At 64.0% G+C, this 25,204-nt stretch carries 16 protein-coding genes; 7 read left to right on the top strand and 9 right to left on the bottom strand.

The features are described from left to right. Positions 1-74 precede the first annotated feature (74 nt). Positions 75-638 carry an invasion associated locus B family protein gene (locus LB541_RS08155; protein WP_224618147.1) on the bottom strand — a complete coding sequence of 188 codons (564 nt, stop codon included), beginning with the start codon at positions 636-638 and terminating at the stop codon, positions 75-77. Between the two features lie 284 nt (positions 639-922). On the opposite strand from LB541_RS08155, the gene LB541_RS08160 reads away from it, so the two are divergent. From LB541_RS08160 to LB541_RS08185, 6 genes are all read left to right on the top strand, one after another. Further along, complete coding sequence (locus LB541_RS08160; protein WP_224618148.1) at positions 923-13,375, top strand: hypothetical protein; 12,453 nt, start codon at positions 923-925, stop codon at positions 13,373-13,375. A gap of 256 nt (positions 13,376-13,631) precedes the next feature. Then, on the top strand, positions 13,632-14,129 hold the full coding sequence (locus LB541_RS08165; RefSeq protein ID WP_140492058.1) for a phage tail protein: 498 nt from the start codon (positions 13,632-13,634) through the stop codon (positions 14,127-14,129). Between the two features lie 10 nt (positions 14,130-14,139). Continuing rightward, entirely contained in the window at positions 14,140-14,643 is a 504-nt protein-coding gene (locus LB541_RS08170) for a phage tail protein (RefSeq protein ID WP_140492055.1), read from the top strand. Positions 14,644-14,655: 12 nt separating this feature from the next. Next, entirely contained in the window at positions 14,656-15,177 is a 522-nt protein-coding gene (locus LB541_RS08175) for a phage tail protein (protein WP_140492052.1), read from the top strand. Between the two features lie 30 nt (positions 15,178-15,207). Beyond that, a complete protein-coding gene (locus LB541_RS08180) occupies positions 15,208-16,530 on the top strand; it encodes a hypothetical protein (RefSeq protein ID WP_224618149.1) in 1,323 nt (440 codons plus the stop codon). 101 nt (positions 16,531-16,631) lie between these two features. Then, complete coding sequence (locus LB541_RS08185) at positions 16,632-17,084, top strand: GNAT family N-acetyltransferase (RefSeq protein ID WP_224618150.1); 453 nt, start codon at positions 16,632-16,634, stop codon at positions 17,082-17,084. Positions 17,085-17,230: 146 nt separating this feature from the next. On the opposite strand, the gene LB541_RS08190 is transcribed toward LB541_RS08185, so the two are convergent. After that, entirely contained in the window at positions 17,231-17,506 is a 276-nt protein-coding gene (locus tag LB541_RS08190; RefSeq protein WP_140492044.1) for a DUF6916 family protein, read from the bottom strand. A 498-nt stretch (positions 17,507-18,004) separates the two neighbouring features. Between LB541_RS08190 and LB541_RS08195 the strand changes: the two genes are divergently transcribed. Next, positions 18,005-18,802: a SapC family protein gene (locus LB541_RS08195; RefSeq protein WP_224618151.1), complete on the top strand. Its 798-nt coding sequence runs from the start codon at positions 18,005-18,007 to the stop codon at positions 18,800-18,802. A gap of 51 nt (positions 18,803-18,853) precedes the next feature. On the opposite strand, the gene LB541_RS08200 is transcribed toward LB541_RS08195, so the two are convergent. The 7 genes from LB541_RS08200 to LB541_RS08230 form a co-directional block, all read right to left on the bottom strand. Further along, positions 18,854-19,417 (bottom strand): type 1 glutamine amidotransferase domain-containing protein, encoded by a 564-nt coding sequence (locus LB541_RS08200; RefSeq protein ID WP_140492038.1) that lies wholly within the window; start codon positions 19,415-19,417, stop codon positions 18,854-18,856. Between the two features lie 298 nt (positions 19,418-19,715). Beyond that, positions 19,716-20,531 (bottom strand): substrate-binding periplasmic protein, encoded by an 816-nt coding sequence (locus LB541_RS08205; RefSeq protein ID WP_181170855.1) that lies wholly within the window; start codon positions 20,529-20,531, stop codon positions 19,716-19,718. A 38-nt stretch (positions 20,532-20,569) separates the two neighbouring features. Beyond that, a complete protein-coding gene (locus LB541_RS08210) occupies positions 20,570-21,229 on the bottom strand; it encodes an amino acid ABC transporter permease (protein WP_140492032.1) in 660 nt (219 codons plus the stop codon). Continuing rightward, entirely contained in the window at positions 21,226-21,870 is a 645-nt protein-coding gene (locus tag LB541_RS08215) for an amino acid ABC transporter permease (protein WP_140492029.1), read from the bottom strand. The genes LB541_RS08210 and LB541_RS08215 overlap by 4 nt, the downstream gene beginning before the upstream one ends. Further along, the gene (locus LB541_RS08220) at positions 21,867-22,628 is read right to left on the bottom strand and encodes an amino acid ABC transporter ATP-binding protein (protein WP_263483292.1); all 762 of its coding nucleotides are present in this window, start codon (positions 22,626-22,628) and stop codon (positions 21,867-21,869) included. The genes LB541_RS08215 and LB541_RS08220 overlap by 4 nt, the downstream gene beginning before the upstream one ends. A 39-nt stretch (positions 22,629-22,667) precedes the next feature. Beyond that, the gene (locus tag LB541_RS08225) at positions 22,668-23,837 is read right to left on the bottom strand and encodes an NAD(P)/FAD-dependent oxidoreductase (RefSeq protein WP_140492026.1); all 1,170 of its coding nucleotides are present in this window, start codon (positions 23,835-23,837) and stop codon (positions 22,668-22,670) included. Positions 23,838-23,899: 62 nt separating this feature from the next. Further along, positions 23,900-25,198: an aspartate aminotransferase family protein gene (locus tag LB541_RS08230; protein WP_224618152.1), complete on the bottom strand. Its 1,299-nt coding sequence runs from the start codon at positions 25,196-25,198 to the stop codon at positions 23,900-23,902. Between the last annotated feature and the right edge of the window lie 6 nt (positions 25,199-25,204).

Below are 25,204 nucleotides of genomic sequence, written 5' to 3' on the forward strand. Positions count from 1 at the left end.
TCCGCCACAAGATGGAACCTGTCGTGGCCTGGAGCATTGCCCGGCGACGGCGGCGGGGGAGCGCGGCGAGCCCGCTACTTGATCGATTCCAGCTTGGCGATTGCCGCGGTGAAGCCGGCCAGCGAGACCGGGATGGTGACCGGCTTGCGGGTCACCGATTCCATGCCGATGTTGAGATTGGTTCCCGATTTCATCGCCTTGATCAGTTCCGGCGGCAGCGGCGTGGCGGCATAGGCGCCGTTCTGGTCGCTGGTCTGGATGGCGATGGTCGTCTTCTGGCCTTGATCGATCTGGTAGCTGGCGCCGGAGGGCAGGAACAGCCCGTGCGGCAGGGCGAGCAGCATGGCGAGGGAGCCGTTGCCGTTGTCGCGGCGCACGGTCACGGTCAGCACGCGCTGCCCGGTCTTGGCTTCGGTCAGGTTCTGCGACACCTGGCATTGAAGCTCGCTGTTGGCCGCGCCGCTTGAACAGTTCACCGCCCATGGATTGGCGTCGGCCGGCTTGGATTGAGCGGCCGGGGGCTGCGCCGGCTTGGCGTCCTCGGCAAGCGCCGGCCCGGCGACCGATGCGATCAGCCCCAGGGCGCCCAGTGCTGCCGTCACATTTAACAGATTAGCACGCGCTAAAATGGCTGCCATGTTCTTCACGCCCCGCATTTTTCTCGAAACGGCAGGTATTTTCCCACCGGCGGCTTGATACAATACTCCTGACTGTTCCGGAAGCCGCGCACAGGCGAGGAAAGCCGGCAAAATTACTGTTGCGGCATTGCCACAAGTGAGAACTTTACGGCGCAACAACAGCAGTCACGACGTTGGGGACTCGCTATACAATGGAATTCGCGCAAGAATTGGTGCGGGGGCGAGCAGTCCCCAAAGGGCGGCCAGGGATGGGAACTACCGAGACGTCTCGGCAGGTTGGGGAGATGGCGGCGCGCGGGGAGGATTTCCGCGCGCGCGTGGCCTATGGTCGCTCGCGTTTTGCAAGGCATCTCTGGAAGACGACGGCGCTTTCGACGCTGGCGCTGGCGTTGTCAGGCGTGGCCGCCTATGGCGACGACGCCCTCTGGCAGCCGCAGATACGCGCCATCATTGGCGCCGACAACAATGGCGGCAACGCCGCGCTCGAAGGCTTCATCCCGATCAAGCAGACCGCCGAATCGGTGCTGTTCCTGGATGTCAGGGCTAAGCACGATTTCAAGGACGCGTTCGGCCAGGATGTCGGCCTGGGCATTCGCCGCATCGTCAATCCCGACCTGATGCTCGGCGGCTACGCCTATCTCAACGTCGAGAACTACAACTCCAACCAGTTCACGTCAGCCACGCTCGGCGCCGAGGCCATCACCCCGCATTTCGACGCGCATGTGAACGTCTTCGTGCCGATCAAGGGCGACACGACGGACCATTCGGTCTCCTCGACCCTGTCGATGGTCTCGAACCAGTTGATCGAGCAGATTTCGGTGCTCGACCATCGCGACTACGCGGCCTGGGGCATCGAGGGCGAGATCGGCGCGCGGGTGCCGCTCAACCTTCCCGACAAGCATTCGCTGCGGCTCGACATAGGCGGTTACCACTTCGAGGATCCGCATGGCGACGACAGCGGCGTAACCGGGGTCAAGGCCGGCATCGAATATGAGATCGGCGATGTCTTCGGCACCGGAACGGCGCTGACCTTCACCGGCGAGGTGCGCAACGACAATCGCGACGACACCCAGTTCGCCGGCAGCGTGCGGCTGAGCATCCCGTTCAATCCCGGCCAAGGCGGCGCGGACAGCGGGCCGGAGCCGGTCTATCCGATCAGCGAAGGCCTGCGCAAGCGCGTCAACGAGCGGGTGCGCGGCGACATCGGCGTCAGGATCCAGAGCCAGGAACTGCCCGGCGGCTCGACGACGCGCGTCGCCATAAACGCCGCCACCAATGCCGCCTTCGGAAAGTTCTACTACGCCGATGGCGGCCTGGCCGGCGCCGGCACGCTGGCCGATCCGACGACGCTGGACGACGCTGTGGCCAAGGCAGGCGCCAGCGGTTTCGTGGTGGCGCTGGGCGGCAACGGCAACATCACCACCACTGGCACGACGCTCGCAGACGGCCAGACCGTCATCGGCGGCGGCCAAAGCGTCACCGCGAAGCTGTTCGGCGGCGGCACCGGCACCTTCAATCTGGGCGGCAGCGACGGCACCATCCAGGGCACCAACGTCGCTAGCAACGTGATCGCGCTCGGCAATGGCGACACGCTGAACGGCATCACCATCACCGGCGGCGCTGACGGCATCTTCGCCAACAACATCACCGGCGCCACGCTGACCAATGTCACGGTGACAGGCGCCGGCGGCAATGGCGCCGCCTTCACCGGCACCTCGACCGGCATCACCGGTTCCAATTTCACCGCGACCGGCAACGGCCTCGACGGCCTGCACATCGAAGGCGACGGCACCTACAATTTCGCCGGCACGACGCTGCTCCAGGGCAATGGCGACGACGGGCTCGATGCCACCGGCCATGGCACCTATACATTCGCGACGCTTAACGCCAAGGACAATGCCGACCGCGGCATAACCGTTCAGGGCACCTCGACATCAGGCAGCTTCGCCACCACCGGCGGCACCGTGTCGGGCAATGGCGGCGTCGGCGTCTTCATCGATCCGATCACGGCGCATGTGGTGCTGGATTCGATCGACCAGACCGGCGGTCCGTCGGGCGTCGTGCTCGATCACGTGGCGGGCAGCTTCGCCGTCACCGGCGCCACGACCATTTCGGACACCACCGGACCGGCGATCGCCATTTCCAACTCACCGGCGGCGATCCGCTTCGGCGATATCGACATCAGCGCTCCCGCCGGCGACGGCATCTCGTTTACCGGCGTCAACGCGGCGGTGGTGGCAGGCGACATCGTCATCTCGGGCCTCGGCGTCGGCACTGGCCTCGACTTCTCCGGCAGCCATACGAACTTCACCGCACAGTCGCTCAACATCGCCGGCACGGGTGCGGCCGGCTCGATCGGCATCGACCTCGCCTCGCCGACCTCGGGCGGGGCATCGATCGTCATCACCGATGGCGGTGCGATCACAGGCGTCGGCACCGGCGTGCGCTTCGGCATTTCCGGCTCGCTGCTGAACTCGGCCAATGCCGAATTCTCCTTCGGCGGCGGTTCCATTGCCGGCAGCACCGCCTCGCTCGACGTGCGCGGCCTCAACCAGACGCTCGGCCACTACGCCTTCGGTTCGACGACCTTCAGCGGCCCGCAATTGTTCGACCAGCAGAATGTCATCTTCGTCGGCGCGGCCGCAACCGGCTCGGGCACCGGCTCCTCGCTGCTCGACCTTGCCTCGATTGCCACCGCCGATGCCGACACCGACGGCACCGCGATCTTCGTGCTGGTCAACCGCGGCACCATCGACGACACCGACGGGTTCTCGCTGAGCGCCGGACAGACGCTGGCTTCCTTCGGCAACGGCCGCACATTCTCGCTCGGCGGCATCCCGGTTAACGTAACGGGCGACAACATCACGCACGCCAGCGCCATCTCGGACGGCGCGGGCGCGGCGACGCTCACCAGTTCGGCCGGCGCGGACACCGTCACGCTGGCCAACAACAGCGCGCTGCTCGACTTCAACGTCTCGAACGCCAATCCGGGCGGCGGCAACGGCATCCACGGCAACAACGTCACCGGCGTGACGATAAGCGGCGTCAATGTCAGCGGAGCCGGCCTGGACGGGCTGCTGTTCGAAGGCGCCATGAACGTCGCGGCCAACAATGTGACCTCGACGAGCAACGCCAGCGAGGGCCTGCATATCGACGGCGACGGCAGTTATGTCTTCGCCGGCACGACGACACTGTCGAACAATGCCGGCAATGGCCTGTTCGTCGGCGGCGACGGAACATATGCATTCCAGACGCTGAACGCCTCCGACAATTCCGGCTTCGGCGTCAACGTCCTCTCCACCACCGGCACGTTCAGCACCACCGACGGCACGATCTCCGGCAATGGCGCGGCCGGCGTCGCCTTGCTTGGCGCCAATCTCGACGTCAAGCTGGCCAGCCTGACGCAGGACGGTGGCCTGTTCGGCGCGACGGTGGCAGGCGTATCGGGAAATTTCGCCGTTTCCGGCGCAACGACGATCAGCAACACCTTCGTCGGCGGCCTCGGGATCTTCGACAGCACCGCCGATTTCATGTTCGGAGCCGTCGATATTTCGGACATCACCGCCCCCGGCGGCATCGGCATCGACGTCCAGAATTCCGGCGGCGCGGTCACCTTCGGCGGGCCGGTCATGCTGACCCATATCGGCAGCGAGGGCATCCTCGCCACCGACAACACCGGCACGCTCACCTTCAGTGGCCCGGTGAGCATGACCGGCCCCGGCGACGGCGTCTGGCTGGAAAACAACACCGGCGCCGTTTCGTTCGGCGGCGCCGTCACCATCGACCAGCCGCTCGGAAGCGGCATCGACGTCGTCGGCAGCAACGGCGTCATCAGCTTCGACGACATCGACATCACCGGCCTGTGCAATTGCTCCACCGCGCTCGACCTCTCGGGCAGCACGTCGACCTTCACCGCCGCCACGCTCGACATCAGCGGCAGTTCCGGCGGCTCCTCGATCGGCGTCGACCTGTCCGGCACCAATGGCGGCTCGGTGACCATCGGCAGCGGCGTCATCACCGGTGTCGACACCGGCGTCCAGATGGGCACCAACGGCCTGGCCGGAACCACCGCCAGCACGGCGTTCTCGTTCGGTGCGGCCGGCGGCGCATCGATCACCGGCGTCATCGCCTCGCTCGACATGCGCGGCCTGCTGCCCGGCAGCGGCACCTATGCCTTCAACGGCACGCATCTGGTTGGACCGCAGCTGTTCGATGCAGCCAACGTCGTCTTCGTCGGTTCGAGCAGCACCGGAACGGGCGACGGCTCAAGCGTCGCCAACCTGATCGATGCCGCCGCGGCCGACGATCTGACCACCAATGCCAACACGACCTTCGTGCTGGTCAAGACCGCGGCCGTGCAGACCACCGACACCGATGCCAACGGCTTCACGCTGGCCAGCGGCCAGTCGCTGGTCTCCTTCGCCAACGGCGCCACCATCAGCCTGGGCGGGCCGCCGGCCAATGTCACCGGCACGGAGGTCGTCACCGGCGCGACACAGGCCGATCCGTTCGGCTTCGGTGGCGCGACGCTGAACAACGGCGGCGGCAACACCATCGACCTCGCCAGCGGCAACACCGTCTCCAACCTCAGCGTCAACAGCTCGTTCCTGGCGATCGACGGCACGGCGTCGATCAACGGCTTCACCAGCACCGGCGTGACGATCCTGGGCGGGACCATCGGGCTTTACCTCGGCAGCGCGTCGGGCGCGATCACGATCAACGATCTGACCATCCAAGGGTCGGTGCCGACCGGCGTCGTGCTGGCCAACACATCCGCGACGGTCGACTTCACCGGCACCACAACGATCGCCGGCGGCAGCAATATCGCTCTGCTGGTCAATAATTTCGGCGGCACCGCCAATTTCGCCGATCTCGACATATCAGGCGGCAGCGGCCTCGGCATCGTGATCCTCAACGGCTCGAGCGGAAGCCTGGCCTTCGGGGCGGCCAGCTCCATCGCCAATACCGGCGGCAGCGCGATCGTTATCGGCAGTTCGTCGGCCGACGTCACCTATGACGGCACGATTAGCCAGAGCAGCGCGGCAAAAGCCGTCAGGATCGACGGCACCACCGGCGGCCTGATCACATTCGGCGGCGCCATCACCTCGACCGGCACCGGCGGCCTCTTCGATATCGGGGAGATAACCGCTCCCACCGACACCGCGATCCGCTTCACGGGTCCGCTCACGGCGACCGGCGGCGGCGGCGCGTCGATCACCAGCCTTGGCGCCGACTCGACATTCGAGGTCAGCGGCACGCTGTCGATCACCGGCACGACCGGCGCCGCGCTGTCCATCTCGAATGCGGCCGGCAGCGCCACCTTCGGCACGACCAATGTGACGCTGGGCGCGACCAGCACTACCGGCATCGATTTCTCCGGCACCAACAACGACGTCAGCTTCGGCACGACCACCCTCAGCGGCCTCGGCGCGGGCGCCAGCCAGACCGCCATCGACTTCTCCGGCTCGGCCACGACCGCCGATTTCGGGCTGACGACGATCACCGGAAACGACGCCGCGAGCTCGCGCGGCATCGACCTGTCCTCGACCACGGGCAACCGCACCATCACCTTCCTGACCGGATCGTCGATCTCAGGCGCCGGCATCGGCGTCGATCTGTCGTCCGGCCAGACGGCGGCGACCAGCGCCAACGCCAGCTTCACCTTCGGCGACGGCGAATTCGCCGACGCCAACGGCCGCAATTCGACGATCACCGCGGCGGCGGGCAATTTCACCGTCAACACCGTCGGTCTCGCCGCGCTCGCCAATTATGATTTCGATGACGTGCTCTTCACCGGCAGCGCGAATCTGGCCAGCGCCGTCGGCGGGGTGTTCATGGTGTCGCAAAATGGCGGCGTCATCGCCGCCGGCTCATTTGGGCTCAGTACGTCAGTCAATACCATCTCGGTTGCCGATGCCGATCTGAAGACCGGCACCCAGACCTTCGCCTTCGTCGGCACGGTCGACCTCAGCGGCACGCCGTTCACGCTCGATTCCGGCCAGTCGATCACCGGCTTCGGCAACGGCAACGCCATCACCACGACCGGCACCATCCAGCCGGTGAACGTGCAGGGCAATCTCGGCGCCACCGGCGGCGACGTCACCGGCGACGAGGGCGTAGTCAAGAGCACGGGCAGCGATACCCTGCATCTGCTCGGCAGCAACCAAGTGCGCAACACCGCCTTCGACTTCACAGGCGGCAGCGGCTCGGTCTTCACCATCGACCAGAGCGCAAGCAGCTTCAATAATGCCGGCGGCATCGTCATCGAAGGCGTCACGGTCGGCAATGTCGGCGCCGGCCAGACGGCGTTCAAGGTCGCCGGCCTCGACAGCAATTTGTCGATCACCAACAACAACGTCAACGTCGCCGGCACGCTGCTCGACGTCGACGGCGGCGCCGGCAACATCACCGTGACGCGCGGCATCTTGCCCAACAGCGGGCCGGCCGGCACGCTGACCGGCGGCGGCATCTCGATCGCCAATCACGGCGGCGGTCTGATCAATTTCACCGACAAGGTGACTGTTGGCGGCAACGGCGTCTCGCTCACCAACAACGCCGGCACCGTCAACTTCACGGATGTGGACATTTCCACGAACGGCGCGACGGCGTTCAGCGCCAGCGGCGTCGGCACGGTCAATGTCCTGACGGGTACGGTCAATGCCACCAACGCGCAGGCGGTGGCCCTCGACGGCATCGCCGGCAATATCGATTTCGCCTCGACCAGCGCGTCGTTCGGTTCCGGCAGCGGCATCGACCTGCAGAACCTCAGCGGCACGTTCAATTTCGGCACCGGCACGCTGACCAACACCGGTTCGGGCACGGCCTTCAATGTCGGCTCGGGCACCAATGCGAGCGGCGGCAACGCGAACATATCCTACGCGGGCGCCATCGTCAGCAACGGCACCGGCGCGGCGGTCTCGATCCAGGAACTGACCGGCGGTTCTGTGACGCTGTCGGGCAACCTGACCGATGGCCTTGCGGGCGCCGGCGGCAATATCGTCGTTGCCGGCATCGACAACGGCACGGCGGCGACCGTGACCTTCTCGGGCGCGACCAAGCAGATCAGCTCGGGCGCGACGGACGGCGTCAGCCTGATCGGCAACCCGAACGCCACGATCGGCTTCGGCAATGGCGGCCTTGACATAACGACGACGGCAGGAGCGGGTTTTGGCGCGGGCTCCGGCGGCACGATCAGCATCTCCGGCACCGGCAACACCATCACGACAACGACTGGAACCGCGCTCGATCTCGACGGCGCATCGGTCGGCGCGGGCGGCGTTATTTTCGATTCCGTTTCGGTCAATGGCGCGGCGACCGGCGTTTCGCTCAACAATATAGTCGGCGGCGCCATCGATCTCGGCGCGGTCGACCTGCAGAACATCACCTCGCGCGGTGTCGACATATCCGGCACGCTCGGCTCGACCTTGGGCTTCGACAGCCTGAACATCGGGCTCAATGCAGCCAATGCGGTCGGCTTCGACCTCAACGGCGCTGCGCTCGGCACGAGCAACATCAAGGCCGGCGATTTCGACGTCGACGGCGGCAGCTTCGCCGGCACTATCGGCATCGACATGGCCGGCACGACCGGCACCGGCACGATCCAGCTCGGCGACACTGCCAACAACAATCCGGCGGGCCAGACCTCGAAAATCGAAAATGTCGGCTATGGCGTCCAGTTCTCCAGCGCCACCAACGCCAGGCTAGTGTTCGGCGACGGCGCTGGCCTGGCCGAATCGACGATCGCGACCACCGGCGGCCAGGCCATCCATGCCATCGACACCCTGCCGACCAATGGCGACTACAATTTCAACGACGTCACCTTCACCGGCGACACGTCGAATCTGTCCGCTTACAAGGTCTACTACGTCACCACCGACGCCACCGGCGGCGGCGACGGCAGCTTCGTCAATCCAGGCACCTATGCCAACGCCCAGGCGTCCACGGCCAATGTCATCGTGCTGATCGACAAGAACGGCACCGGTAGCCAGGAAACGATCGACCTGAGCGGCACGTCGTTCCAGCTCGATGACGGGCAGGTGTTGCTCGCCTTCGGGCAAAACGATACGGCCATCGATGTCTCGCAGCTCGGTGTCGACACCAGCAGCGGCGCGTCGGCGGCATTCCACTTCACCACGGTGCAGAATTCGCCGATCATCGCCGCACCGGCCGGCATCGACACGCTGCGGCCGATCCTGCAGAGCAACACTGCCGGGTCGGTGATCACCCTGGCGACCAGTGGTACCAGCCCGATCACCGGCGGCATCGAGAATCTCATCATCCGCAACACCGGCACCGGCGCCGGTGTTGCCGTCGATGCGTCGGCCGCGTCGAGTTTCTTCCTCCGCAACAATGACATATCAGCCGGCGGCAGGGCGCTCGACTTCTCCACGACCGGTGCGGCGGCCAACACGCTGCTGCTTTCGATCGACGGCAATACGCTGCGATCGACGGGATCTGCGCTGGCCGCGTCCTTCGCCGGCCAGAACATCAGCGCGACGGACAATTCGATCGCCATCCGCTCCTTCGCCGGCAATACGGTGCTCGGCGGCACCGGCGGCGGCATTGCCTTCGACAATGTCACGTTCGACTCCACTGGCGCCGGCGGCACGGTCAGCGCCGGCACGCTCGACGTCGGCACATCAGGCGCGCGCGTCCAGGGCAACGGCCTTGCCTTCACCAGCACCAGCGGCACGCTCGATCTCGGCACGTTCACCACGTTCAATGATGGCGGCACTGGCGTCCTCGTCGACACCAAGGGCCCCCCGGCCACAACCTTTGCGCTGAACAGCAGCGGCGGCACCGTCGACACCATCAACGGCGTGGCGTTCAATCTCGATCCGCTGACCGTCAGCATGATCGTAAACAGCGTCAACGCCAGCGGCGGCGCCAGCGGCATCATCTTCGACGGCGTCGCCGGCACGTTCACGGTCACGGGCGCGACCACCGTCACCGGCACGACGGGTGCCGGCATCAATGCCACCAGCACCAATACAGGCACCTTCAGTTTCAACGAGGTGACGGTGAACAACACCGCCTCGACGGGCGGCGGCATCGGCTGGGAGAGCGGCACGCTCAACGTCGGCGGGCTCGCCGACATCGATACGACCAGCGGGGCCGGCCTGTTCCAGGGCGGCGGCACCACCAGCTTCAATGGCGGGCTGACAATCGACACCACTACCGGCGCCGGCATTACCGGCCCCGGCGGGACGATCAACATCATCGCCACCGCCGGCAGCGAAACGGTGAATTCCACCAGCTACAAGGCGATCGATCTCACCAATGCCGCCCTCGACGTCGCGCTCGACTCGACGTCGTCCGGCGGCGGCGGTGTCGTCCTGACCAATGTCACCGGCACCGCCAGCCTCGGCACCGGCACGCTGAGCGGCGGCGGTGGCACGGCATTCAGCGTCGGCGGCGGCACCGTAACCACCACCTATGGCGGCAACATCACCCAGGCGGGCAACGCCGCCCTGGTGTCGGTTTCAGCAGGCCATACGGGCACGCTGACCTTCTCGGGCACGCTGTCGGCGAACAACGGCACCGGCCTGCAGTTCGACAATGCCGACGGCACCTACAATTTCAACGGCACGACGACGTTGAATGGCGGCGACGCCGGCATCGATATCGTCAACAATTCGGGCGGCACGTTCAACTTCGGCGCCGGCACTTCGATCACCAACCCGAACAGCACGGCCTTCAACGTCGACGCAAGCGCGGCGAACATCACCTATAGCGGCAACATCACCCAGGCCGGCAATGCCGCGCTGGTCGCCATCGCCGGCCACACCGCGGGAACGATCACCTTCCAGACGGGCACGCTGTCGGCAACCGACGGCCCCGGCCTGCAGTTCGACAATGCCGACGGCATCTACAATTTCAACGGCACCACGACGCTCAATGGCGGCAATGCCAGCGTCGACATCCTCAACGATTCCGGCGGCACGTTCGGCTTCGGCGTCGGCACCTCGATCACCAGCCCGAACGGAACCGCGTTCAGCGTCGATGGCGGTAACGCGACCGTTACCTATGCCGGCACGATCACACAAGGTACCGGCGGCCAGCGCCTGATCGTCGTCGCCGACACCACCGGCGGCGCGGTGAACTTCACCACCGCCCTGGCGAATGGGCTCAACGACACCAGCGGCACCGGCATCGTGGTCGACGGTGTCGCCGGCAACGTCACCGTGAACAACGCCAGCCTGACCGGGACGACCGGCATCACCATCCTTGGCGATGTGGCGAACAACGCGACCGGTACCTATACGTTCAACAACGTCGCTATCGACACGGTTGCCGGCGCGCTGACGAACCATGCGTTCGCCGTCGACGGCGACCAGGGCACGTTTACCAACGACGACGTGAGCGCCACGATCAATCTCAACAATGTCGACATCACCAACCCTGGCGGCAACGTCGCCAACATTCGCGGCATGGCTGGTGGCTCGGTCAATTTCGACAACGCCAGCTCCATCACCCGAAACGATGGCGGACTGGGCATCGTCGCGCTCAGCAATTCCGGCGGCACGATCAATTTCGGCGGCGCGTCGAAAACGCTCTCGACCGGCGCCAACGCCGCCGTGCTCCTGACCAGCAACGCCGGCGCGACCATCAACTTCACCAATGGCGGCCTGGCGATCACCACCACGAGCGGCATCGGCATCGGCGCCTCGGGCGGCGGCACGGTGAGCGTCACCGGCTCCGGCAACACGATTTCGACCGGCAGCGGCGCTGCGGTCGACATGGACGCCGTCGCTATCGGCGCCGGCGGCATGACCTTCGCTTCCACGAACACGAGCGCCGGCGGCGGCAGCGCCGTGATCCTCGACGCTGTTACCGGCGGACCGGTCAACCTCGGCGGTGGCGCGCTGGTCGGCGGCGGCAGCGCCACGATTCGCATCGGCGACGGCGCCGGCAGCGCCAACACCGGCGGCACGGCGGCTTTCACCTATGCCGGCACCATCACCAGCGGAACCGGCCAGGCGGTCAATATCCAGGATCGCGCCGCCGGCGCCGGCAACATCACGCTGTCGGGCAACATCAGCCACAATGTGGCCGGCCAGACCGGCGTCCTCCTCGACGACAACGCCGCCGGTACCATCACTTTCTCCGGTGCCTCCAAGTCGATCACGTCGGGCAGTTCGGCCGGTGTCAACCTGACCGACAACACCGGCGCGACGATCAACTTCACCAATGGCGGGCTGGTCATCAACACCACCAGCGGCACCGGCTTCGGCGCCACGGGCGGCGGCACGGTGACGGTGACAACCGGCGCCAATCCGAACACGATCACATCCGGTACCGGCACCGCGCTCAACGTCGCCAACACGACGATCGGCGCGAGCGATCTGACATTCAGGAGCATTTCGGCTAACGGCGCCGCCAACGGCATCGTGCTCAACAACACCGGTGCCCTTGGCGGGTTGACGGTGACCGGCGATAGCGGCGGCGCCAACAACGGCTCGGGCGGCACCATCCAGAATTCGACGGGTACCGGTGTCCTGCTGAATTCGACCAGTTCGGTCAACCTCAGCTACATGAATATCATCAACAGCACCAATGACGGTATCGGTGGCACATCGGTGACCAATTTCTCGCTCAACCGGTCGACGCTGTCCAACAATGGCACCGCGGTTGAGGATGCGGGTATCGATTTCGGCGGTGTCAGCACTGTAACGCCCAGCGGTCTGTTCGGCACAGCAAGCATCACCAATTCGACTGTCACCACCTCATTCGCAAAGAACGTCTCGATCCGCAATTCGAACGGGACCTTGTCGCTGACGGTCAACAACAGCAAGTTCAGCAACAATTCGTCCAAGACGCAGAGCGATGACGGCCTGTTCGTTGAGGCCGACGGTACCGCGACAATTTCGGCCACAGTCACCAGCAGCACATTCACGGCCAATCGCGGGGATCATTTCCAGGCGGCTGCGGCAAACTCTGGCAACCTCAATATCGTGTTCTCCGGTAACACGCTCACAGGCGGTCATTCGACAGCTCTTGGCCAAGGCATCACAATCAACGCCGCAACGGGCCTGGCGTTCGGCGGCTATACCGGCACGGTCAACTACGACATTGACAACAACACGATCAGCGGCGCGATCTCGAGCGCAATCACCGTCAACTTGGGCACGTCGGGTTCCGCCGCACTGTTCAACGGCTTCATCCGCAACAACGATATCGGCACGGTTGGCGTTGCCAATTCCGGGTCGGCGCAAGGCTTCGGCATCGACCTCGAAGCTCATGGCAACGGAACCCATACCGCATCTGTAGCCGGAAACGTCGTGGTGGAAGCATTCGACCGCGCGATGAATGTGTTGGCAAACGACGGCAATGGCGTGCTCAATCTAACTGTGCAGAGCAACCAATTCTCCGTCGGAACCGATCCGGCTGGCTCGCGAGAAGCTTTCTTCCTCAACGCGGGGTCAACATCAGCGAACGTCTTTGGCGTCACCGACAGCCATACGGTGCGCCTCAATCTCGGCGGCGCCGGCGCTTTGCAGAATACCTTCGCCCACGGCGTCGGCAGTGTCGACGATTTCCGCATACGGCAACGGTTCGACACCCGGGTCGAGATGCCGGGTTACGCCGGTGCGCCGTTCGACCCGGCTGGGGTCGTCAGTTATATTCAGGGACGCAATATCGGCAGTGGCGGCGGAAGTGCCACGGTCAACGATTCACCGTCGGTGACGACCGATGGCTTCTTCAGCGGGACAGTGCCGTTGCCAAATCCGTTCTAATGCTTATCGCTCAAAACCGAGCTCTGTTCGTGACGTGCACAAACAAAGATTTCGTATGAACTTGGGTCGTCGCGATGTAGTTCTGGAGCACATTGAACGAAATCTGCGCAGCGATTTTCCTTACGGATTTTCGTAAATTCTTAGAAAACTGCCATACTGCTGTTTTCTTTCTATCCTTTCTCGGAAGCCATATCTATTCGACCTGGATTTTAGTTGGAAATCATGCAAATCTAGGCGCGCCAAGGGGGAAGTGCTTATGGCCGAACCGTTTCTGTCTGAAATTCGGATCATGTCATTTGGCTTCGCTCCCAAGGGCTGGGCCTTGTGCAATGGGCAGCTTATGCCGATCAACCAGAACCAGCCGCTGTTTGCATTGCTTGGCACCACCTTTGGTGGCGATGGGCGTGTTAACTTTGCACTTCCCGACTATCGCGGGCGCATTCCCATTCATGCTGGATCGGGCCATTCGCTTGGCGAGCGCGGTGGTGAGCAAGGCCATACGCTCTCGATAGTGGAGATGCCTACTCATACCCATCAATACATGGCGTCTTCGACCAATGCCGGCACGCCTATAGCGACTGGCAACCTGCTCGCGGCGACCAATAATCTCTATGCCGCGCCGACCAATTTGGTGCCTCTCACGCCTTCATCGGTCGGCGACATCGGCGGCAGTCAACCGCATACAAACATGCAGCCATTCCTGACGCTCAATTTCTGCATCGCGCTGCAAGGCATCTTCCCCTCCCACCCCTGACGGAGATACCATGCCACAGCCCTTTGTTGGTGAGGTCCGCATATTTGCCGGCAATTTCGCGCCAGCCGGCTGGATGTTCTGCGAAGGACAATTGCTGCCGATCTCTGAAAACGAGACTTTGTTCCAGCTGATCGGCACTACCTATGGCGGCGACGGCCAAAGCACATTCGCACTGCCCGACCTGCGCGGGCGCGTACCCCTACATCAAGGCAGCGGGTTCATTCTCGCCGAAATCGGAGGTGTTGAGGCGGTCACACTGACGGCGCAGCAACTGCCTGTCCATAGCCATCAATTCATGGCGTCGAGCAGCCCGGGCAGTTCGGTCAACGCGCAAGGCAACGCGATTGCGGAGTCGCCCAACATTTCGATCTATATAGAAGACGTTGCGGGAATAAACCTCAGCGCCACCGCTATTTCGCCGATCGGCGGCAACCAACCGCACGAAAATTTCCAACCCTATCTCTGTGTCAATTTTATCATCTCGCTGTTCGGCGTTTTTCCGTCGCAGACTTGAAAAGGGACCGTCATGTCCGATCCGTTCGTCGCTGAAATTCGTATCTTTCCGTTCAATTTCGCGCCTACGGGCTGGGCGTGGTGCGATGGACAATTGCTGCCGTTATCACAAAACACGGCGCTGTTTTCGTTGCTTGGCACCGTCTATGGCGGCGACGGCAAAAGCAACTTCGCACTACCTGACTTGCAAGGCAGTGCACCGATGCACCCCGGACAGGGACCCGGCCTTTCGCTTCACGATCTTGGGGAAACGGGCGGATCAGAGACGGTAAGCCTCTTGGAATCGGAAATTCCAAGTCACTCTCACTTTTCCCGTGCGGCATCAGACGACGCAGACTTGAAGGCGCCAACGCCGGCGCGCTCCCTCGCCCGCTCGCAAGGGGGCTTTGCCTATATCTCGAGTACGCCCAACGCGCAGATGGCGGATCAGGCACTCGCCCCCGCCGGCGGTGACCAGCCGCACAACAATTTGATGCCTTATCTCACCTGCTACTTCTGCATCGCGCTGCAAGGCGTCTTCCCGCCGAGAGGCTAAATTCCCCGCCAACAGGGCAGGACCAATATCATGGCCAAGACAGCAGAACCAAAATCGAAGGCCCCCACGGCCAAGACGCCGGCAGCAGTGCCAAGGACCGCCTCCAAGGCCCGCGAGAGCGCTCGCTCGCGGCGACCCGGTACTGCGCCGGCCTACCAGCACATGCCCGCCGGCGCGACGTTTTTCGAATTGTCGCGGCTGATGGTCGTCGGCATCGATTCGGCCAAGGGACAATTGATCCAGAAGGCACAGACATCGCCGAACGGACCATGGCCGTCGGCCTGGTCTGTCATCGCGCCCGGCGCCTGGGTGATCATGACCGCGGGTCTCACCAAGGATGGTCGCGTCGCCGTGGTCGCGCAGCCTTCGGGCACCACCAGCCTGTCCTTCATCACCGAGGACGCCAACCAGATCGGCCCGATCGACAAGTGGACCGCGCCGGTCGGCATCGGCGCGCCGCCCGGCGCCTTCAGCTACCAGAAGCTTTCCATGGCGCGCGATGCCGATGGCCGCATCGAGATCTTCCTCACCGACAATCTGGGCCGCGTCTGGTGGATCTACCAGAACCCGGATGTGATCGTGCAGGTGCAGAAGACCATCACGCCGCCCGGCACGACGACACCGATCGTCGTCACCGTCGACGAGCTCAGGCCGCCTGCCCAGCCGTGGAGCGCCTGGATTCAGCTGACCGGCCAGCTTGTGGCGATCACGGCGCTGCGCCAGGCAGACGGCCGCATAGCGCTGTTCGGCATCAACTCCGCCCTCCATCTCTATCGCTGCCAGCAGGCCAAGGCCCAGGCGCTGACGGTCGCCGACTGGACGCCATGGGTGCAGATCGACGCCGGCTACCCCTTCACGGAAATGGCCCCTATCATCGGTCCGCTGGGCGGCACCAATCTGTTCGCCATGACGCAGCAGGGCCAGGTCCTGCACACCAAGCAATTGCCGGCCGGCTCCGACACCTGGACGGCCTGGGCGACGCCCGGCTACAGCAGGGTTCCCAAATATACGCTCTGCGCCGGCATCCAGGGCGACGGCGACATCATGCTGGTCGCCTCCGACCAGCAGCATGTTCACTCCTTCAACGCCCAATACAACGCCGCCACCCAGAACTGGTCGGGATGGCGCGATTTCAACGCCTCCGGCGCCAACACCCGCCTGTCGCTCGACTACAATGCCGATGGCCGTCTTGCCTTGTTCTCGATGATGATCCAGAACGACGGCACGAATGGTCTGTGGACCATCAATCAGATGGCCATGGACAGTTCGGAATGGGAGTGGACCTGGACGGCGCTGGCCACCAGCAACCTCAAGCAGATTACCGTGGTGCGCGACCTGACGCCGCCGGTGTGACGTCAGGCAGCGTGACAGAAGCGAAACATGCGCAGCGGCTCCCGGCCTGGCCGCGGTCGCGGCAGGCCGGCCTCGCTTTCCGCCCCGCCGCGGAGGCCGACATGCCGTTCCTGGCGCGGCTCTACGCCTCGACGCGCATGGAAGAGCTCGCCGTGACGGACTGGAGCGAGGCGCAGAAGGTCGCCTTCCTCGACATGCAGTTCCAGGCGCAGCACGCGCATTACCGCAAGCATTATCCCGAGGCCGACTGGCTGGTGGTGGAGTGGGCCGGACAGCCCATCGGCCGCCTCTACATCGAGCGCTGGCCGAGCCAGCACCGCATCATCGACATCGCCTTGCTGCCGGCCCATCGCCGCAAGGGCCACGGCGCCGCACTGCTGCGCGACCTCATCGACGAGGCATGGTCATCGGGCAAATCGGCCTCGATCCATGTCGAGAAGAACAATCCGGCCAGGCGGCTCTATCTCGAGCTCGGCTTCGCAGCGGTCGAGGACAAGGGTGTCTACGATCTCATGGCATGCGCGCCGCCGCGGGGTGGCGCAGACAGTGGGTGAACGGGGAGGCCATCCGCTTCGTCATTCCCGGGCCGAGAATCCTGTTCCGGTCGTCGCACAATTCGGCGGTGCTTGTTCGGTATCGATCCTTCGCGCCAGCGTCTCACAAATCGCACCGCTGCTGCGCTCACGCCTGCTTCCAAACTCTAATTGAACACCGCCTCATACAGCCGCCCCGTAGCGTCGGCGGCCACGGGCACGATGAAGATATCGTGGGTCGCGCCACTGCCGGCGAAGCGGTAAGTCGCCTGCGGCAGCGCGGTTTCGCGCGGACCCTTGAACAGCAGCGAGAAACCGCCGCCCGGGCGCGGGCTGGAGGCGATGCGGTTGACCGCGCTCAATTCGAGCGCGATCTGCCTGCCGCCGGCCTCGACGGTGAATGCCTGTCCGACCGCCTGTTCGAAATCCGATGCCGACGCCATGCCACCCCGCCTCAAAGCGCTTGCTGAGCGGGCGGCCAAGGGCAGACCCGCTCCGGTTCCTCATATCCTCGCAATTTCCGGACGCAAGACCGCTACGGCTCCCGGATTTTGCCATGCGAGGCCACTGTCGCCGCTTCGCGGCAAGCTGTCCATAGAGCCATTCCAGGAAAAGTGTGTACGGTCTTCCCGGGAAAAGCGCGCAGCGCTTTCCCTGGGAATTGCGCAAAAACAAAGAGATAGCGCGGCTCGCCGTTTCCGCGAAACGGTGAACCGCTCCAGGGCCGGCATGGTTGCGGGCGTCCCGCAAGGCGATTAGGGCGCAAACGCCAAAATACAGCAGCGCGTGTCCTTTTATGCGCGCCGGCGACGCTGTAGTACTTTGTCCCTGCGCAGGATTGCTTCGAAGCAAGGCCGGCGCGACAAGAACAGACCCCGCTTTGGGAATTCAATGCTGGACGGGCCGGCCTGGTTGGCCGGTGCGAGGAGGAAAACGGACACATGGCTGACAGCGGTGCGAAGACGGAAACGGCGGGCGAGGCCTTGCCGCTGTTCTATTCCAGGCCCGAGGCGCTCAATCCGGCGCGGCACGGTTCACTCGGCCTGACGGCGCGCAGCGATTTCTCCTTCGCCCGCTCGGCGCATGCCATCCCGGTGGTGGCCTCGGAAATGCCGGCGGCGATGCGCTCCTACCCGATCGTTTTCATCGGCGCCGCCAAGGCGCCCGTCATCATCACCGGCCTGCGCCAGGACGAGAACCTGTTCGTCGACGCCGACGGCAACTGGGCCGGGCCGCACTACATCCCCGCCTATGTCCGCCGCTATCCCTTCATTCTCGCCGACGATCCCAAGCAGCCCGGCCGGCTGACGCTGTGCGTCGACCGGGCGAGCGAGCGCGTCATCGACCAGCTGCTGGCGCCGTTCCGCGACGACAAGGTGCTGCCGTTCTTCAGCGGTAACGAGGCGACCGAGGCGACGAAGCAGGCGCTCGCCTTCTGCAACCAGTTCCAGATCGACTTCAGGGCGACCCGCGAGATGGTCGACAAGATCGACGCGCATGCCCTGTTCGCGCCGCGCCAGAGCAAGGTGACGCTGGAAGGAGGCGAGGTGCTGAACCTCACCGATTTCCAGGTGATAGACGAGGCCGCCTTCAACAAATTGAGCGACGAGGCCTTCCTCGACCTGAGAAAGTCAGGCGCGCTCAGCCTGCTCTACTGCCACCTTGCCTCGACCAACAGCTGGACGTCGCTGGTGCATCAGGCGTCGCTGCGCAAGGCGGAGGGGGCGAAGAGCGCCTGAACAACCCATGCCGAGATCCTTCGCGGCGCGGCTGGTGAACAAGGTTCGGCGCTAAGCCGCGGCCCGCCTGTCGTGCCGCCCTTCCCTGATCTCTTCCGTGAGCTTGTCGCAGAAGGCGTCGAGATCGCCGGGATTGCGACTGGTGACCAGCCCCTGGTCGGTGACGACCTCGCTGTCTTGCCACAGGCCGCCGGCATTGATCACGTCGGTCTTGATCGACTTGTAGGATGTGACGCGGCGGGCTTTGATGATCCCGGTCTCGACCAGAAGCCAGGGCGCATGGCAGATCGCGCCGACGACCTTGTTGGCCGACCAGAACGAACTGATGAAATCCAGCGCCTTGCGCTCGACCCGCAAGAGGTCGGGATTGATGACGCCGCCGGGCAGAACGATCGCATCGTAGGCATCGGCACGGGCCTCGTCCAAGGTCTTGTCGACCGGAACTTCGCGGCCCCAATCCCTGTGGTCCCAGCCCTTGATCTTGCCGCTTTCGAGCGACACGATTTCGACCTCGGCGCCGGCCTGGCGCAGCTTGTTCAGCGGCACCTCAAGCTCGGACTGTTCAAAACCATTCGTCGCAAGGATGGCGACGCGCTTGCCGGAAATATCCTGCATCGTTTTTCTCCATGATGGATTGGATGCAGGGCTAACGAGCCTGAACCGGTACCGTTCCTCGCTGTAACCTTATGTGACCGGAGGGATCTGTGGTGCGCTGTAATGCACCCCAGGTCTTCTTTCCTCATCAGCTCTCCTTTAATGAAGAACTGTTACCCCTTTCGCGTCTCAGACTCGGGGTGCACTACGAAATTCTGCTCGCGAATTGCAGCCGCGCGGCAAACGTACAGGCCGCCCGCCGCATCTGGTTTTCTTCCTAGAAGCGGGGGCAGGCAGGGCGGCCCTTCATACCAGCGGCTTACTCGATGACGCGGGCTTCACCGACATCTGCGGCTGACGGATCCAGCCCGTAAGCCTTGAGCGCTTCGGCGATAGCGCCGTTCTTGCGGTAGACATCGAGCGAAGCGTCGACCGCCTTAACGAAGCCCTCATTGCTCTTGTCCAGCAGGAAGGCGGTCTGCGACGGGTTCATGGTCGCATCGATGCGCGGATCCGGCTTCAGGACATGCACCTCGTAGTTCTGCCCTTCGTTCTGAATGACAGCGGAGCCGAAGCCGTCGAGCGCCGCCTCAATACGACCGGCATGAAGATCCTGGGCGAGGTTCAGCGACGATGGATAGGTCTTGGAGCCTTCGTAGAGCTTCTCCATGTCCTGGACCCACAGATATCCTTCCACGGTGCCGACCTTCTTGCCCAGCAGACCGTCGACGGTATCAATGCCGTCGGTCGAGGTGACGGACAGTTGGTCGAGATAGACCGGCGTGGACAGAGCGACGACCTTCGCGCGGGCGGCGGTACGATAGAAGCCGCCAAGCGCAATGTCCGCGCGCCGCGACTGAACTGCGGAAACCGCGCCTGGATATGTGAAGATCTCATACGTGATCTCGAGGCAATTCTCCTTGGCAAAACGCTTCACGAGATCGCCGTCGATACCCGCGATGCCGCCGTCTTTTTCGAGCGAATACGGAGCGGTGTTGGTGAGCGCGACGGTGAGTTTGCCCGCCGACACGGTTTCGAAAGCATGCTCCGGCTTGCAATCCTGTGCGGACGCGACGCTGGCACCCATGGCCGTGGCAATGGCTGCGGCCGAGATGATCTTACTCCAATTTTTCACTTTGCTCTCCTCTGACATTGATGGTTTTTGATTGCAGGTCAGCCGAGATGGCTGCCCAGCCTACGTTCGGTGTACGAGACCAGCCACCCGAACGGGACGGTGATGGCGAGGTAGAACAGGCCCGCCAGGATCAGGACATCGAGGTAGAGGTAGGTGGCCGCACCCACGCGATAGGCGCGCGCCAGAAGTTCGGGGATGGCGATCGTGTATGTAAGGGCCGTCGCCTGGAAGATGAGAATGGCAAAGCCCATCAGCGCGGGTATTGCGAACAGGATTCCCTGGGGGACCACCACGAAGCGCAGGATGTCCCGGCGGGTCATGCCGAGCGCCAAGCCCGCCTCGATCTCACAATGCGGAACCGCGTTCAGACCGGCCCGAAGGATCTCGCTGGTGTAGGCGCCTGTCGTTAGCGCCAACGCAATCACGCCAGAGGTGAAGGCACTTACGGTCATCCCCGAAGCAGGCAATCCATAGTAGACCATCTGCAGGACGACGAGTGCAGGCGCGCCGCGCCCGATCTCGACCAGTACCACCGCGAAATAGCGGACGAGCCTGTTTCCAGAGGAGGAGGCAAGCGCAAGAACGAGACCGATAGGCAATCCGAACAGCAGCGCCAGGCCCGCCAACTGGAGACTGACAAGAACTCCTTGGAAAAGCTGGGGGGACCAGTCCAGCCAGTTGGCCAGCATCTCGCTCATTTCGCTTGCCCTCTTGAGCGCAGCCGCTCGTCCACGGCGCGTGCCAACACGACAACGGGTATCGACAGCGCGATGTAGAGAAGCGCAGCGAAAATGAACGGCATGAAGCTGCCGCCTCCGCCTTGGGCCTGCTGCGATGCGTACATCATCACGTCGCGGACACCGATCGTGGAGGCCACGGTCGTGTCTTTGAGCAGGCTGACAAGAAAGGTCGCCATGGGCGGAACCGAGACGCGCAGGACCTGCGGCGCCAGGATGTAGCGCAGCGTATCCAGGCGCGTCATACCGAGCGCCGTGGACGCCTCCCGCTGGCCCTTCGAGAGGGCCAGGAAGCCACCCCTGTAGATTTCAGCGAGATAGGCCGTTGATACCAGCCCCATACCCAGGATCGCAGCCTGATAGGAACTGAGAACGATCACTCCGCTGCCCAATCCGAAGAAGATAATGAACAGCCAGACGATCGGCGGGATTCCCCGGACAACGTCGATGTATATGCGCGCCGGCATGCTTAGAAGGAGCCACCGGGAACGTCGCATCAGCACCAGCGGCACGGCTGCGATGGCCCCGACTGCGAAAGCGCCGAAGGTCACCAGCAGCGTGGCCGGAACGCCTCTGAGCAGTGAAACCAGCAGGTCGATCATCTGCGATCGACCACGGCACGGAAGAACTGCCGCGTGCGCGGCGACGACGGGTTGCGGATCACGGCATCAGGCGGACCCTGCTCGATGATCTCTCCATTGGCCATGACGATCACGCGGTCGGCGACGTCTGCGGCAAAGGCGATCTCGTGCGTGACGATGATCATTGTCATGCCTTCCTGGGCGAGCTCGCGCATCACGGCCAACACCTCAAGCCCGAGTTCGGGATCCAGGGCGCTCGTGGGTTCGTCGAAGAGCATCACCTTGGGGTCAAGAGCCAGGGCGCGTGCGATCGCGATACGCTGCTGCTGGCCACCCGACAGGCGCGCCGGGTAGGAGTGCGCCTTGTCCGTAAGGTGTACGCGTTCGAGCAATTGGGCGGTGCGCGCGTCCGCCTGCTCCCTGGTGCGCCCCAGAACCCGCATCTGCGGCAGCGAAATGTTGCGCTGCACGGTCATGTGCGGAAACAGGTTGAAGGACTGGAAAACCATCCCGGTGGAACGTCGGAGCCTCAACAGCTCTCCGGCGGACAGATTGCGGTCGACCGAAAACCGGATGGCGCCCACTTCGAGGGTACCGGATGACGGCTGTTCGAGCATGTTGATCGCACGCAGCAGCGTGCTCTTCCCCGCGCCGCTGGGTCCGACGATCGCCACGACCTCGCCGCGCGTAATGTCGAGCGAGACGTTTTTCACGGCGTGATGGCCGCCATAGATCACGTTGATGTTCTTGATGCGGACGATGTTTTCTGCCTCGGGCATGGCTTCTTTGTCCTTGCGCTAACGCCGGTGTCCTACTGGTCAAGCCGCCGCAGTATGTACGGCGGGGACGTTTCTTTCCGGAGTTGGAGCGAGACTCTCGGTGCCTGGGATCGATGCGGGAGAGCCCTTGAGCACCCAGTCCGCGACGATCAGGCCTATCACCGGCGCGAGCTGGATCCCGTAGCCGCCCGCACCGGCCGCGGTGATCAGACCGGGCTCGGACTGATCGACTGGTCCGACATGGGGACGGTGGTCGGCGGTGACAGGGTAGAGGCCTGCCCAGCCCCGGCCGAGCCGGGCGCCCGGCAGATCAGGCACGCGCTCGATCAGCATCTCGGCCAGCATGACCTTGGACCCTTCCTCGCACTGCTCGTTGTAATTGTCCGGATCCTCGGGCGAGGGCGAACTTACCTTGTGTATCTCGGCGATGAGCTCGCTCGCTTTCTCGTGCCGAAAGTTGAGTCCGGTGCCCTGCCCGTTCACCAGATCCATGACCATCGGCATTGTGTAGGGGAGCGGCGCGTCCAGGTGGATTGTCAGCGCCTCGTGGCGCTCGGGGTGGATGTGAAGCGTCTGTCCAAGCATCTCGGCAACGCGTGGCGCCCAGGCGCCTGCCGCGTTCACGACGAAGTCGCAGCCGATCGGACCCTTGCTGGTGTCCAACCGATAGCCACCGGATGTCCGCGCGACACCAAGCAGCTTGCGGAACTGGAAAACCTCGGAGCCGAGCTTCTTCACCTCTTGCGCCAGCAACGTGCACATTTCGTGGGGATCGAGGAAGCCGTCGTCCGGCCCGAAGATGCCGCCTTCGAGCCCATCTGAACTCAAGTGCGGCACGAGCTGCTGGAGCTCGCTCGCCTGGTAGACCCTGGACCTGAAGCCGGCATCGCGCTGGATCTCCACCGAGCGGGCGAACAGTTCCATCTGCTCGGAGGTGCGCGCCAGACGCAGATAGCCGATAGGGTTGAAGCCGAGACCGAGGCGCTCCTGCCATCGACGGATGCGCTGCACGGATTGCATGCGCAGCTGGATATCGAACGAATCCGTCAGCTGTGTGCCAACGACGCCGACCGAGCGGCCGCTGGATCCTGACGCAATGGATTGTGCGTCGATGACGGTGACGCGAGCGCCCTGTTCCGCGAGCGCGTGCGCAGAGCACATGCCGAGGGTGCCTGCACCGATGACGACGACGTGAGGAGAAGCTGTCATGTGACTTCCATCTGTTGCTGCGTCGTCCCGTGCCGGATGGATCCGGCGCCGGACGCGCTACGTCATTGCTTCGCCGCGATTGCTGCGAGGGCGCCGTCGATTGCGGAAAGGATTTCGCGTGCGTCTTCCTCGGTCATCGAGGTGGAAAGCGCGAAGAGTCCGTAACTCGCCGAAAGCACGCCGCGGTCGAGCAGACCCTTGTGGAACAGGTCGAGCTTCGTGCGTTCGGACGCACCCGGATAGACCGACCGATAGTCCGTGATCGGCAACGCCGTGAAATGGACTTTGAAGAGCGAGCCGAGACCGACGCACTGCCCGTTGAGGCCATGGCGGGCAAGCGAGGCCGTGATGCCGTCGCGAAGCAGGCTGCCGATAGCGTCCAGATGCGCGAAGCTGGCCGGGGTCAACGCGCGCATCGCCGCCAGACCGGCTCGCATCGTCACCGGGTTCGCGGTGAAGGTGCCGCCATGCGGCAATGCAGGCTTGCCTCGCGTTGGATCGAACACCGCCATCACGTCGGCGCGGCCGCCGACGGCGCCGACCGGGAACCCTCCGCCGATGATCTTGCCGAGAGCCGTCAGATCGGGCGTGATGCTCCACAGGCCCTGCGCCCCCGAATAGCCAAGGCGGAGCGAGATCACCTCGTCGAAGATCACCAGCGAGCCGGCGGCATGAGCGATCTCGACCATCGCGTCGAGATAATCCTTCCGCGCGGGAATAAGTCCGGCGCGGTTCGGCATCGGGTCGATCAGAACACCCGCTATCGAGTCTCCATGCGCGTCGAAGACGGCACGCAGCGCCTCCGTATCGTTGAACGGCACCGCGATGACGTCGTCGAGAACTCCCTTCGGCGTGCCTTTCGCGTATGCCGTCGAGGCAGGCATGTCGCCCCAGTTGGCGGGCGAGCTGTCCAGGCTGACTTCCGCGAAGTCGTAGGAGCCATGGTAGGCACCTTCGATCTTGACGATCTTCGGCCGTTCGGTGAACGCCCGAGCCGCCTTGATCGCCATCATGACGCCTTCCGTGCCGGAGTTGGCGAAGCGAACCTGCTCGACCGACGGGAGGCGCTCCACCAACAGTTCAGCAAGATCAAGTTCGCTCTCGGTGGGCGCTCCGAAAGCCGATCCCCGGGGCATCTGGTCCACCACCGCCGCCGTGACGGCGGGATGGCCGTAGCCATGGATCATGGCCGTGAAATTGTTGATGCAGTCGTAGTAGACGTTTCCATCGACGTCCCAGACGCGGCAGCCCTCGCCGCGCTGGGCATAGATCGGAAACGGGTCGATGAAGACCGTTGTCCGGGTGTTCCCTCCCGGCATGACCTTGCGGGCCCGTTCGAACATCTCGCGGGATTTCGACATTGAATC

This window comes from Mesorhizobium sp. BR1-1-15 (assembly GCF_020165475.1).
In the GTDB taxonomy this organism is placed as follows: Bacteria; Pseudomonadota; Alphaproteobacteria; order Rhizobiales; family Rhizobiaceae; genus Mesorhizobium.